Annotated in this window: 8 protein-coding genes and 1 rRNA gene; 4 read left to right on the top strand and 5 right to left on the bottom strand. The window is 53.9% G+C overall.

Features of this window, described 5'->3' with window-relative positions; all coding sequences use genetic code 11:
- Positions 1–10 precede the first annotated feature (10 nt).
- A 5S ribosomal RNA gene (rrf, locus tag EU557_RS06140) occupies positions 11–122 on the top strand.
- Between the two features lie 378 nt (positions 123–500).
- Here the strand turns inward: rrf and EU557_RS06135 are convergent.
- The 5 genes from EU557_RS06135 to EU557_RS06115 all read right to left on the bottom strand — a co-directional run bounded on the left by EU557_RS06135 (position 501) and on the right by EU557_RS06115 (position 8,515).
- Positions 501–1,778: a M16 family metallopeptidase gene (locus EU557_RS06135; RefSeq protein WP_135529500.1), complete on the bottom strand. Its 1,278-nt coding sequence runs from the start codon at positions 1,776–1,778 to the stop codon at positions 501–503.
- Positions 1,779–1,789: 11 nt separating this feature from the next.
- A complete protein-coding gene (gene porV, locus EU557_RS06130) occupies positions 1,790–2,986 on the bottom strand; it encodes a type IX secretion system outer membrane channel protein PorV (protein WP_135529499.1) in 1,197 nt (398 codons plus the stop codon).
- A gap of 46 nt (positions 2,987–3,032) precedes the next feature.
- A complete protein-coding gene (gene porU, locus EU557_RS06125; RefSeq protein ID WP_135529498.1) occupies positions 3,033–6,980 on the bottom strand; it encodes a type IX secretion system sortase PorU in 3,948 nt (1,315 codons plus the stop codon).
- Positions 6,981–7,117: 137 nt separating this feature from the next.
- Positions 7,118–7,819 (bottom strand): CDP-diacylglycerol--serine O-phosphatidyltransferase, encoded by a 702-nt coding sequence (pssA, locus tag EU557_RS06120; protein ID WP_135529497.1) that lies wholly within the window; start codon positions 7,817–7,819, stop codon positions 7,118–7,120.
- Positions 7,820–7,879: 60 nt separating this feature from the next.
- A complete protein-coding gene (locus EU557_RS06115; protein ID WP_135529496.1) occupies positions 7,880–8,515 on the bottom strand; it encodes an MBL fold metallo-hydrolase in 636 nt (211 codons plus the stop codon).
- Positions 8,516–8,662: 147 nt separating this feature from the next.
- Between EU557_RS06115 and EU557_RS06110 the strand changes: the two genes are divergently transcribed.
- From EU557_RS06110 to EU557_RS06100, 3 genes are all read left to right on the top strand, one after another.
- On the top strand, positions 8,663–9,766 hold the full coding sequence (locus tag EU557_RS06110; protein WP_135529495.1) for an NAD(P)/FAD-dependent oxidoreductase: 1,104 nt from the start codon (positions 8,663–8,665) through the stop codon (positions 9,764–9,766).
- Between the two features lie 30 nt (positions 9,767–9,796).
- Positions 9,797–13,090, top strand: coding sequence for a PD40 domain-containing protein (locus EU557_RS06105; protein ID WP_135529494.1), 3,294 nt, complete (start codon positions 9,797–9,799; stop codon positions 13,088–13,090).
- Positions 13,091–13,312: 222 nt separating this feature from the next.
- On the top strand, positions 13,313–13,954 hold the full coding sequence (locus EU557_RS06100) for a heme exporter protein CcmB (protein ID WP_135529559.1): 642 nt from the start codon (positions 13,313–13,315) through the stop codon (positions 13,952–13,954).
- The last annotated feature ends 41 nt before the right edge of the window (positions 13,955–13,995 follow it).

The following is a 13,995-nucleotide window of genomic DNA, read 5'->3' as shown; positions in this document are numbered from 1 at the left end:
TGACGCCAGTAATGGTGGCTTTAGCCCGGGTGTTCACCTCTTCCCATTCCGAACAGAGTCGTTAAGCCCCGGAGCGCCCATGGTACTGCCTTCACCGGCGGGAGAGTAGGTCGCCGCCAACCTTACTAGCTGCTGAGCCGCTTTTCCCGCGTGTGTGCTGCGTCCCGGACCGAGTCCTCGGGGGATGCGCCGCTGAGAGGAGGAGCGGCTCAGTTGCGTTTTCGGCCCTTCCTATTCCGGAGCTTACAGGAATAGAGCAAGGCGCTACCCAAGCAGAGGCCTGGCACTCACTGTGCTAGGCCTCTGCTTGGGTGCAGTGGTTGGTTTCTGTGCTGATGCCCTTTCAAGTGTCTTGCTTGAAGGAACAGGGCTAATGCATCGTATGCTAGGCTTCTCTTATTAAATCACAAGAGCGTTTGTGTTTAACTTATTGCAAGCGTGTGTATAAACAAAGAGGCCTAGCATCACACATGCTAGGCCTCTTTGTTTGTTGGCTTATGTTACTCCTGTGGTCCTGCTACTACTTCGATCATTTGTTCAGGTGAAAGGTACTCCTGAGCAAGCTGCCTTAGCGTAGAGGCATCTACTTCACGGGTCTGTCGAATAAACTCTGAGTAATAATCCGTAGGCAGATCGAAGAACACGATACTCTTGTACTTGTCACATTGTTCAAACACTGTGCTCAATTCATTGGCGAATTTGCCCGTCATGTAGTTCTTAACGGTCTGCAATTCATCAGCCGGCATTAGCTCTTCTTGTAGCAGCCGAAGCTCGTGATGCACCTCTTTGATAGCGGCACTGGCACTAGCCGCGTTAACGTCAGAGCCAATAACGAAGCTAGTAGCATGCTCTCTAGGTCCTACACTTGCATAGATACCATAAGTAAACCCTTTGTCTTCGCGGATATTCTTCATCAGACGGGAGCCAAAGTACCCGCCTAATACTTTCACTAGCACTTGGAGCTGGTGAGTCTGAGGATGCGTGTTAGAAGGCCACAAACGACCGATACGCAACGATGATTGCAAACTGCCCGGAACAGTGACGTAGTCGTGCGAGGGGCCGCTAATTGCATCGATTGTTATCGGTGATGGAACAGAGTAAACTGGCTTAGTACTGCCTAATACATGCTGCAGTAACTGCTCGTGTTGGGGCAGTACATCACCGCAGAGGAAAAGCTCAGCGTTAGAGAGTTGATAAGCTTTCAGATGAAAAGCTTTCACTTGCTCTGGTAGTACTTCCTGAAAGGCTGCTTCATTGAAAACAGTGCCGTATGGGAAACTAGAGCCGTATAGGTTTCGAGAAAACTGTTCGGCGGCTAGGTAACTCGTCTTCTGCCGTTCTATACGCACATTTTGAATTGTACGAGCCTTGAGCTGTGCTAACTCTACTTCCGGGAAAGTGGGCTCCGTAATTACGTCTAGGAACAGAGGCAATAACTTTTCCAAATGCCGGCTTAGGCAATAGAGTGTAAGCGTTGCACGATCAAAACCCTGCTCACATTCAAGTGAGGCGCCGTAGAAGGCTACTTCGTCGGCAATTTGGCGAGCGGTGCGGGTACGAGTACCTTCTAACAGCATTCGAGCCGTTAGGAGAGATACGCTAGATCCAGGCTCATACCATTTACCCGCCTTGAATACAGCTTGTAGCCGTATTACCGGTTGGGCCGCGTTGCGAAGAATATGTAAGCGTGCTCCATTAGGGAGCAAAAGCACGTCAGCCGCGGGCAGCGAGATGCTGGCCAGCGGCTGAACGGGAGGAGCGACTTTACGGTCGAGCATTCAGAAGTAGTTTAGTTGGTAGGCGCTGTATCGGAGGTGCCAAAGGCCTCTTCGAGCGCATTCACATTAAAGTGTAGTGAGATACGGATTGTGTTGGCCAAAGGGTTATTTTTCTCATTGGGTACCAGATAGGCAGCATCCACCCCAAGTACGTTATACCGCACGCCAGCTCCAAAGCTCAAATACTGACGGTATCCTTTGTATTGGTGCTCATAGAAGTAACCCACACGGGCCATCAGCAGGTCGTTGTAAGCATACTCTACGCCAGTAGAAAGGTTAATCTCGCGCATTTCTTCCTTGAAACCGCCAGGCGCATCGCTAAAGGAGCCTAAAATAGCGCTAACAATCCCTTTCTGCGCACGGCGGGCATTTTCATCCAGTACTGACTGCTTACCAATATTGGTAGGGTCATTTACGTCGTAAAAGGGAGTAGGAACCAGCAGCTTGTTTGCATCAAAGGCCAGCGTGATCTTATTATATGGATCAAGCTCCTTGGTGATAGCCGTACCAAGCTTTAAGTTCATCGGTAGAAAGTCTGGCTGAGCAGCATCGGTATAGGAAATCTTATTACCGATGTTAGAAATAGCACCGCCCAATGCCAAGTTATATTCACCGCCCCCAATAGTGAGGTCCTTCGTATAGTAAGCGCCTAAGTCAACCGCTACTGCTTGGCCAGGTTTAGTATCCGTTAGGCCACCAGTAAGGTTGGAACGTATGTAGCGGGCATTCAGACCGACCCCGAAATTGTCACTGAGCTTAAGGCCGTACCCTACCGCAAAAGAGTACTCCTTTGGGTTGAAGGTGGGGCCCGCTATATTCTGCGCATTGCGGAATTGAATGGCACCTAAGTCAAAATACATTAGGGTAGCAGACAAACCCGAACGCTCACCAATTTTGAAGGTAGAGCCTAGGTAAGCCAAGCCCATGTCGTTAGCTAAGCTTGACTGCCACGGCGTGTAGGAAGGAGAAAAGCTATACTTATAGCGTACAAAGCCAAGTTTACCTGGGTTGTAGTACCCAGCATTTGCATCGGGGCTGAGAGCAACACCAGCCTCGCCTAAAGCAGCAGAACGAGCATCGGGGCTGACGGTAAGGATGGGAACAGCCGTAGTAATGGCGTTAGACTGCGTTTGGGCCTGAGCGGTGGCAGCTAGGCCTAGTAGGCCAGGAAGGATGGCTAAACGCAGGGGCAGCTTTGTCAAATTCATGGACAGCAGAAAGGTTGTGGCGGAAGGTAGGCGAAAAGCCGCAGTTTTAGTTGAGGATGACAAGTTTTTCGTACTTAGATGCTGTAGTGTTATCTCTCTGCGAGCGTACGCTCACGCGGTAAACATACACGCCACGGGCAAGCTGGTCGTGGTATTCATCGCGGCCATCCCAGCTAATAGCCGCTATATGAGAGCCGCTAGCTCCGAGGGAGGTACCCTGCAGCGTGCGAACCAGTTTGCCAGATACGGTAAAAATCTGCACTTGTATTTCCAGCTCCTCTCCACTACGGTTATGATCGAAGTGGAAAGTAGTAGTAGTAGAGAAAGGGTTAGGGTAATTGAGTACATGCTGCAACGCTAGCTTATCCGTAGCTGCAGCAATAAACTCAATGCTTTTCTCCGCAGAATTATTGTAGGTATCCCAGGCTTTTACTCGAAGAATGTGGGGGCCTGTGGTCAAATCCTTAAACAGGTAGCGCACCTGCCCGCTCTTAAAGTCATTTAGCTCAGAAGTATAAAAGGTGTTGAGCACCGTAACCTTGCTGGCATCATTATCAAGGGTGGCAGTAATGTCGTGGCCAATACCAGAGCCAGCCGTGTTAATACCGCTATCATCCTTGAGTTTGCCAAGTAGAGTAGTGGTAGTACCCGTGAGCCCACCGAACACGAATTGTTCATTGTCCATGAACAAGCGGATATCGGGAGGTAGGGTGTCGCGTAAGGCAGAAGCGGCTGCACCACCTACTGGTACTAAGCGGGAGCCGTGAGCGTCTTGACGTTGCCCCTCGCTGTATGCATATAGGCTAATTTTCCCTAGGCCTAGGCTATAGTTGATATCCTTGGGGACAACAAAGTTAGCGGTAAACTGCCCATTAGTAACAGTTGCCTGGCCATCGTAGAGGACGTTTTCGCGAACAGAAAAGCTCTGCTTGGTATCAGTGGGTTCGTTAACTAAGGTGGAGACGATGGCGGGCTTCTCGTACACCGTTATCTGCGCGGTACCGGTAAAGGTGGTGTTACGCTGCCCGTTGAGGCGCAGCTCACCGCGGAGCACCACGGGACTGAGCGCGCTAAGTGTATCAGTTTGTGCAGCAGTTACCGGTTTGCCATTAAGCTCCGTCAGTACTACCTGTTGCTCGGGGTAGGCTAGGCGCATGGAGGGGTCACCTAAGAGAGCATAGTTGCGGTTGCCGTCGCCGGCTAAGGCTGCATTCTTGGCCATCTTAATCACGTCACCTAAGCGCGGCATGGTGCCATCGGGGCGACGACGCAGAACGTCATTTAGAAACTCTGTGGCCAGAAATTGATTATTGGAGGCATATACTACTCGTGTGGTAGTAAACAAGCCAATAGCTCCGCCCTCAGTGTCAGTTAAGCCTTGTTCACCGGCGGAGGTGAATTCAGGGTTATCATAGGTGCTAAAGTCGCAAGTGCCGGTGAAAAGGAAGGCCAGACGGTTGTTGTTTTGCAGCCGAAGCAGAGAAGCAGTAACCAGAATCTGCTCATCGGCCCATTGCTTAGGACTGCCATGCCCAATGTAGGTAATGAGCAGAGAGCCCTGTTCAAACGACTCGTCAACGGCTTTTTCAGCTTGGGGCGAACGTTGGCCGGCCGCTACTATCGTTTGAGGGTACATATCTAAGTACACCTTCCGGATATTGTAGTCGGGTTCCTTGGCCTCGATCATGTTTGCCAGGGGCTCGGCACCCTTTAGGTCAAACAAGTTTTGGTCACCGTCGTCCGTAACGAAGGTGAGGCGGTTGCGCCACTTGCCATATGCTGCAGGCGCATCATAGCTTTTTAGCTTAGCCACCATCAGCTTAGCCTGATCAGCGTTGCCATACTGGCCTACAGGCGAGCGTACTGGTAGCCGGCCGATACCAATGTCAAGCATCTCAGAGCTAGAGCCCGGTAGCCAAGCGCCCTCGTTATCGTCGAGCAGGCCGTAATAGTCATCGGAGGAGTAGCTTATCCCCTGGGCATTCGGGCGGCTACCCTGCACGGGGTCAAAGCTTTCCTGTGACTCATACACTGGTACATAATTCTGTGCAATTCGGTCTGCGTCGCCGGGCAGCCGGTCTTTCCACCATGTTGGTAGTTGCGTCTTGTCGTTGGTAGGATCAGACTTATAGTCGTAGGAAGCATCACCAAATAGAAGCAAGTACTGCCGCCGGCTGCCGGCGGAGCGGTCGTACACCATCTTCATTAGGTCGCGGATGGCCGTTACGTCCTGTCCGCCGGAGCTGAACTCGTTGTACACTTGGGTGGTGGTGACCACCTGAGCCGTAAGGCCATCGTGCTTACGACGGTGTTCGGCCAACTCCTCCGCCTGAGCCAAGAATGTAGGGTGCGTAACAATTACTAGGTCCAGCTTGCCATCGAGGTTTAGGGCGTGCAGGTTTTGCGCTGGCACGCGGCCAAATGTGCGTGGCGTGGGGAAGCTGGCGCTAGAGGTGAAGGCTACGAATTCTCGGAGAGTATCGGTGCGGGCTAGAAAACTGCCGCTGGTAAGTGCCACTGCGGCTGGTACCCGAGGGTTGGTGACATCCCACACTGTGGCGCCGGTTGCGTTGCTGAGGTCAAACTGACTAACAGCATTGGCTTTGATGTTATCGAAAGAGCGAAACTCCAGTAGGCTGCCGTTGAAGCGGAGTTGGCGCTGGGCATTTAACTCTAGGTAATCGAGGTAGCCTTTCGCTGTAGGGTCGGTGCTGCTGTTGTACGTGAGGCTTACCTTTATTTCAGAGGGCGAGGTAGCAGGCACCGAGTACGTGAACGTAGTAATGTTGGTATTAGCTACCTCGGGGTAGGAGCCAGGGTAGTTATTAATGCCGCTGATTATCTGGTTGCCCGACGACTGGGAGTTAATAGCGGTCTGAAAGAAAGTAGCCGCCGGCGAAGTAGCAACGACGGAGCTAGTCACCTGAGCGGTAGTGCTCGGCACCAGATCAGTAACCGGGAACGAGAACGTATTTTGACTACCTCCAGAAAACGACTCCCCCAGCCACACCCGACCTGACTTCAATAGGTTGAATAACTCACGTTCGTAGAACTGCCGGTCGGTGAAGGTGCTGATACGAGCCGAGGCAATGCCACTTAGAGCCGGTGCAGTGGCTACTCGGCGACCTACTGTAGAGCTTACCGTCAGGAAATAGTAAGCTGTATCAGTATAAGGGTTGAGCTGATGACGGAAGCGGAGATTGTTGCCATCTTGGCGCCAAGTGTGCGGCCCGCGGGCATAAAACAAGAAGAACTCGTTGTCATCAAACGCGGCATTGCCATCGCCAACAAACTGAATGGCGTTTTCCGCTAGGTCGTCGGGGCGGTAGGCGCTGTTGGCTTGGGGCAGGGTGCCCATGGCATTGCCATATAAGCGTAGCCGGGCAGGGTCCAGGCTCTGCACGTTGAGGCCTAGTGCCCGCAATGTGGGCTTATCGAGCTTATACATTCCATTGGCCGGAACCCCAATCTTAAACCATTCGCCAGAGCTGAGCACCGAACTGCGCGCATACGTACGGCTTTGCGTGCCGCGCTGCGCCTCGTTGGAAAGCGTGTAGGCGTAGGAAAACGACGTGAGCTTTTCTACTTGTCCCGTTTGGGGGTTGCGGCGAAGCGGCTGCACGGTGAGCAGCGTAATGGCCCGGCGCTGCTCCGTACCGTGGAATAGCGTTACTACCGGAATGGTAGGCAAGGAAGCTAGGTCTAGCTGCCGGGCCTCCAGGGGCGTAGCGGCACTGTATACGGCATCGCGCAGTTGGCCATCGGCAATATTGCCCTCTAAGCGGCGCTGATAGGTGCCTACTTGGTCGCCGAAGCGGTACACGGCCTCCTGGAAAGTGGGCACTCGTCGTTGCTGGCCGCGCACAAGCACGTCGGCCGTGCCATTCCAAGTGATAGTACTCTGAACAACTTTTTCCGCGGATTGAGCTGCCGCCGGAGCTACTAACCCTAGAAAGGCCAGGCAGGCCAGAATCCAGTTAGTAAAGAGGCGCATAAAAAGGACTCATACACAGAAAAAATAGAGGACAGTGACTTTCGCTGCCAACAGCCTCGGCAGGCCTACAGTTCAGAGTAACACGCTTTCTTAACTGTCGGATTTCGGAAATATTGTGGCTTCTGTATAGAGAAATATTAGGCCTTGGCGGGGCGTACTAAAGATAGGAGTACGTACAGCAGAATGATCAGCGGAATGGCCGCAAAACCAAGCACCACCAGCAGCACAAAGCTCATCAGTAGGAAGATAAACCGCACTGAATTATCCTGCCACCGCAGGTTCTTGAACTTCAGCGCAAACAGCGGCAATTCTGCCACCAGCAACCCCGATAGAATTACTGATAGCGCCAGCAGCAGCCACGGATTGAGGATAATGGACGTTAGGTTAAAGGAATCGTGCTGCAGAATAAGCGGTAAGGAGGCAACCACCAGCGTACAGGCTGGAGTAGGCAGACCAATGAAGGAATCTGACTGGCGCGTATCGTTGTTGAACTTGGCCAGCCGGAGGGCCGAGAAGATGGTAACGATAAAGCCCGCGTAGGCCAGGTAAGCCGGTACGTTTACATCGGCTAGGCCACCCTGCAAGAGTTTGTAGAGCATAACGCCCGGCACCACTCCAAAAGAAATCACATCGGCCAGCGAATCGAGGTCTTTGCCAATCGGCGACGACACATGCAAGGCTCGGGCCAGCAACCCGTCAAAGAAGTCGAATACCGCCGCCAGCACTACAAAGTAAGAAGCGTAGACTAAGCTGCCGCCGGGGGAAAGAATTTGCGTGAGGGCCAGGCAGCCAGAGAATAGGTTTAGGCAGGTAACGGCGTTGGGGAGATGCTTTTTCAAGTAGGCTGCGAGTGAGTAGAAAGCAGATAGGGGAGTGGCCTAGCGGCCGGAGAATAGCAGTTATTGCAGGAAGGGATTAGAGCGGCGTTCCGCCCCCACCGTGGTAGCAGGGCCGTGGCCGGGGTAAACAGTCACCGCATCCGGCAGGGTTAGCAGTTGAGTCTTGATGCTCTCGATAAGCGTAGCATAGTCACCACCGGGTAAATCGGTGCGGCCGATGCTGCCTTTGAACAGCACGTCACCGCCAATTACGGTTTGCGTAGGCTCGTGGTAGAAAATTACGTGGCCGGGAGCGTGGCCGGGAGCAAAACGCACCTCTAGCTCCGTTTCGCCAAAGCGCACCGGCTGGCCGGGCGTTAGGAAGCCGGTGGGCTCAGTGGTTTCAAAGCGCGGAAAGCCATAATTAGGAGCGTAAGTGGGCACGGCGCGCAGAGTGCTCAGGTCACCATCGTGAATCAGGAAGGGCACCTTGTAGGTATCCACAATAAATTTATTGCCGAATACGTGGTCGATGTGGCAGTGTGTATTGAGCAGCAAGACTACCTCTAGGCCATTATCGGCAATGAAGGAGCGCAGCGCTTCCTGCTCAGCCCGCTCGTAGCAGCCGGGGTCGATAACCACGCACTGGCCGGTGGTATCATGCAGGAGGTAAGTATTTTCGGAAAACGCGTTGAAGGTGAATCCGGAAACGGTCATACGTAAGTAATAATAGGCCTAGAACATGCCAGGCCCAATGAAGCGGGTAAGTTACGCAAGTGGGGGCAAACGTACCTGGCCTAGAAGCAGCACGGTTTTAAACTAGCAGCAAGCGGAGTTCTCAGAACCTCACTTACCTTGCCACTCATGAAAAGTGTGGAATACCTCATCATTGGGCACGGCATAGCAGGGGCCACCTTGGCGCAGGAATTGCGCGGGCGGGGCCGCAGCGTGCTAGTACTCGATACCCTCCAGCCCAACTCGGCCTCAAATGTAGCGGCGGGCCTGATGAACCCGGTAGCCGGTAAGCGCTACGCCTTGGCGTGGCGCGCAGAAGAACTGCTGCCGGCGGCCACCCAATTTTACCGCGAGCTAGAAGCCCGCTTTCAGCAACTATTTTTCTACGAAGCCCCCATTCTCAAGCTGTTCTCCTCGGTGGGAGAGCAGAACACGGTGCTGGCCCGCAGCGCCGACCATCCGTGGGGAAATTTTGTGCCGAATGCCGACGTAGCACTGCCCCCCACACCGGGGCTGCGCGATGAATTTGGGGGATTACGCATTGAGTGCGGTGGCCACGTACTGGTGCGAGAAGTGCTGGCGGCGCTGGCCAACGAAGGAATTAAGGACGGCTGGCTGGAGCACGAAACTTTTGCCTGGGCCCTGCTTGTTCCGGCTTCGGACGGCGGGAGTGGCTTCACGTACGCAAACCGTGTGCGGGTTCAACACGTTGTGTGTTGTGAAGGAGCCGCGGCCGTTCAAAATCCGTACTTTCATTGGCTGCCCCTCACCCCCAACCAGGGTGAGGTGCTGACGGTTGAATGCCCGGGTCTTTCTGATCAATATGTTCTAAATAAAGGGGCCTACGTGGTACCGCTCGGCAACGGGCAGTTCCGGGTGGGCGCCACCTACCGCTGGCCACCCTTCGCGACAGGTATCACCCCTGATGCTCGGCAGGAACTCAGCCAGCGCCTGGAAGCCATGACCGACCAGCCGTTCCGGATAACGGAGCAGCGGGCTGGTGTGCGGCCCGCCGTGCGCGACCGAAAACCGCTGTTGGGTACCCACCCAGCGCTGCCGAACGTGCATATTTTTAATGGCTTTGGTTCTAAAGGAGTGATGATGGCGCCCCGTTTGGCCGCTGTCATGGCTGACTGGCTGGAAAATGACGTTGAGCTGTGGCCCGAGGTCAATATCCGGCGATATTCTGCGTTATATTCTCCGGCACCTGCAGCGGCGGGCGCAGGCTCTTGATTCTCGCTCTTAGCGTTTTAGCTTTCGTATATGAAGCACTTGTCCTTACTATCACGGCGCGGCTACGGTCGGCCGGCTGGCTTAGCAGTTGTAGTGCTAGGCCTCCTGCTTCCTGGGAGTGCAGCCCTGGCTCAAACGGCCCAGGAACCCTTTGGGCGGGTCCGGATTCAGTATAAGGAGTTCAACTGGCTGCAGCTCAGCACCCAGAACTTCACTATCTATTATTATGCCGGCGGAGAAGGCAACGCCCGCCATGCGGCTGAATACGCCGAAAAGGAACTTCAGCGCATTACTGGCCTGATCGGGTACTACCCGTATTCGAAGACCACCATCATGCTCTATAACTCCGTGGGCGACCTGCGGCAGAGCAACATCGGGCTGGACTCCGACAAGTATCAAACGGGCGGAGAAACATCCCTAACGCGCCTAACAAAGGTGCAGATTGCCTTCGAAGGTCAGCAGACGCGGTTCAAGCAGGATCTGAGCAACCGTATCACGCAGGTGCTGCTCAACGACATGATGTATGGCGGCTCGCTGAAGGAAGTTATCCAGAGCACCTATCTGCTTCAGTTGCCGAACTGGTTTATCAGCGGAGCCTCAGCGTATGCCTCCCAGGGCTGGAGTGTAGAGATGGACGAGTACATGCGCACCATGACCAAGGCGCATGACAACAACAAGTCGGCTCCGTTCTTCCTGCGCAACCCAGAGCTAGCTGGCCAAAGCGTGTGGAATTATATTGCAGAGCGCTACGGCTACACCAGCATCCAGAACATCCTCAACCTGACGCGCATCACCCGCGACGTGGAGGTAGGTATCAGCTCCTCGCTGAACGTGCCCTACAAGGTGTTTCTGAAAGACTGGCTCAACTACTACCGGCAGCTCAATTCGCAGCCCCAAACTGCTTACGTAGAGCCCGACGAGGCCCGGCGCGTGGCGCGCAACAACCGTAAAGGCGTGCTATACTCGCAACCGGTAGTTAGCCCAAACGGGCAGCGCCTGGCCTACGTGCAGAACGACCGGGGGCGCTACCGTGTGCTAGTAGTAAATAAGGATGGGAGGGGACGCGACGTAATTCACCGTGGTGGCTATAAAACACCTGACCAGGAAGTGGAAACCCGTTTGCCAGTGTTGGCGTGGCGTGGCAACGGGCAGGTAGCAGTAGCCGAGATGATGAAGGGCGACATGACCCTGCAGTTGCGGAGCGCTGATGGTGGCCTAGCCAGCATGACCAGCCGGCTGAAGTCGCTGCTGCCCACCTTCGGCAAAACTACTTCCATCTTCTCGCCTTACTCCCAAATCAACAACCTGAGCTACTCGCCCGATGGCAAGGCGCTGGTGTTTAGTGGCGTGCGCAACGGGCAAACGGACCTGTATTTGTTGCGAGCCGGTAGCCGCACACCCGAAAAGATTACCAATGACATTTTTGACGATGTCGATCCGACCTTTCTGCCTGGGGGCGGCGGCATTGTGTTCAGCTCTAACCGCTGGCTTGACTCAGCGGGCACGGCGCGTGGCAGCTTCAATACCATCGTCAACAACTACGACCTGTTCCTGTACCACCTCGATGGGCGGGCAACGCCGGTAGAGCCGCTGGTGAGCACTATTTCGAATGAAGGCAGCCCGCGGGCTATTTCCGATTCAGAAGTGCTGTTTATAGGAGAGGAAAGTGGTGTACGTAGTTTGTACCGGCTCTCGCTAGCTACCAAGCAGTACCGCCCCGTTACGAGCTTCCTGCCGAATATTAAGCAGTACGACTACAACCCCACAACCGGTACGTTGGGCTTTGTGGCCGCAGATGAAGCACGTGATTTTGTTTACGTGTATCCTAATTACGCCCTGCCAGAAAACCTCACGCTGTATAAAACGGCTCGTCAGGAAACGCTGGAGGACCGCTCTAAGCCCGCGCCCGCAAAGGCTACGCCGGCCCCAAGCCCCACGGCACCTACTATTGCTAACGCACAAGAGCAGAATCAGAGCCAGAATCAGAGCCAACAAGGTGCGGGCACTGAGCCCACTGCACCTCGCCGCAGCGATGGAAGGGTAAATACTACTGACTACGAGTTCGACGAAGACATCCCGGCTTCGCGCGGCAGCGCACCCCGACGTTCCCGTCCGGCTACGGTAGTGGCGCTGCCACAGGCTGCTCCAACGCCCAGTACAGGGGTAAATGGTCCCTTCCGCTACGATACCCGCTTCAGCATCGATAATGTGGTGTCGTCGTTGTACGTTGATCCGCTACTGGGCTTTGGCGTAGTGGGGCAAGCCAATATGGCCGACCTTTTCGAAGACCATCGGATTCAGGCCGGAATCTTTGCGCTGACGGACTTACGGACCAGCAACATATATGCGCAGTATATCAATCTGAAGCATCGGTACGATTGGAGCCTCGGTTACCAGAAGCAGGCCTACTTCTTCGACGATAATCGTGGCCGAACTCGCTACGGGCGCCACGAGGTGTCCCCAACACTGGCCTACCCACTCACGCACAACCTGAGTGTACGAGTTGGTCCTCGCTTCGTGAATGTGAGCCGGCAGGTATTCAGTGACCTCAGCAATACCGAAGATATAAACCGCAGCTACCTAGGTGCCGCCGGAGAATTAATCTTCGACAACTCAATTGCTACGGGGGTAAACATGCTGGAAGGCACCAGAATGAAAATTGGCTATACCAAACTGAATTCATTGAATAATGGCACACCTAATTTCGGTAAGGTGTACATTGATCTGCGGCACTACCAGAAGATTCATCGCCAGTTGATATGGGCCAACCGCGCTAGCTTCGGCCAGTTCATTGGCGGCGGAAATACGCGGCCGGAATACCGCCTGGGTGGCATGGATAACTGGCTGAACAATGATTACGAAGGCGGGCGGCCAACTGACCTCCAAGATCCTACCCAGATATTCTACCAGCAGTTTGTGACCAACCTGCGCGGTTTCAACTATAACAAGCGCACGGGTCCAAAATATGTGCTGTTCAATTCTGAGCTGCGCTTACCAATCATCCAGTACCTCTCGCGTAAGCCAATTGAATCGGGCTTCTTCCGCAATTTACAGCTGACGGCCTTCGGCGATATGGGTACTACGTATGCTGGCTCAAACCCCTTTAACGAGAATAACTCGTTTAATACGCAGGTTACGGGCGGAGCAGGCAACCCTTTTACCGCTACAGTAGTGAACTTCCGTAATCCGTTGCTGTACGGCTACGGCGCCGGTATCCGTAGCACTATACTTGGCTTCTACGCAAAAGGCGACGTAGCGTGGGGCCGCGAAGACTACACTGAAAAGGGGCCTAAATTCTACCTGACTCTAGGGTATGACTTCTAAAAGCCACTAATTCCAAAAAGCCGCAAGGGCCTTCTACCGTAAGCGTAGAAGGCCCTTGCGGCTTTTTACAAGCAAATAAATCGGCCGTTAAACGGGCACGTAAGAGCAGAGGTTACGCTATTCCCAGTTGAAGGGCCGCTAATCCGAGAGTTGGGTTGTATCTTTGCGGTCCTGTTCACCAGCCCTGTTGCCGTGCAGCTCCTCCGCGAGATTTGGTATTTGATGCAGAAGGACTTCCGCTTGGAATGGCGGCAGCGTGCTGCCCTCAACGGGATGCTGCTGTACGTGGGTAGCACTGTATTTGTGTGCTACCTAAGCTTTTCACTGCGCGGAGGCCAGCTGCCAGCTCCTGCCTGGAATGCTTTGTTCTGGATTGTGCTACTGTTTTCGGCGGTGAATGCCGTAGCAAAAGGCTTTCTGCAGGAGAGCCGGGGGCGGATGCTCTATTACTACACCGTAGTTAGGCCTCAGGCTGTTATTCTGGCCAAAATCAGCTACAATGCCTTGCTGCTTCTAGGGCTAGCATTAGTAGCCTTTTTCCTCTACGCGCTAGTTCTTGGTAATCCGGTGCAAAACGTGGGCCTCTTCGTGGGCAATGTCTTGCTAGGAGCGGTGGGCTTTGCCAGTACGCTCACGCTAGTTTCGGGGATTGCAGCCAAAGCAACTAATAGCAGCACCTTGATGGCGGTACTAGGCTTCCCGCTAATGGTGCCAATGCTGCTGCTACTTATCAAGGTATCGAAGAACGCGTTGGATGGGCTGGAGTTTGAGGCTAGCCAAAGCTCTCTGCTCACGCTAGTTGCCCTTAATATGATTGTGGGGGCCGTTTCTTATCTGTTGTTTCCTTTTTTGTGGCGAAGCTGATGCAAAAGGGTAGCAAACAGCTGGCTACAGCCAGCCAAGAA

Origin of the sequence: Hymenobacter wooponensis, assembly GCF_004745865.1 — a bacterium.
GTDB classification, from domain to species: Bacteria; Bacteroidota; Bacteroidia; order Cytophagales; family Hymenobacteraceae; genus Hymenobacter; species Hymenobacter wooponensis.
Note: the sequence above shows the minus strand (reverse complement) of the source record. Positions and strands in the feature narration are given on the sequence as shown.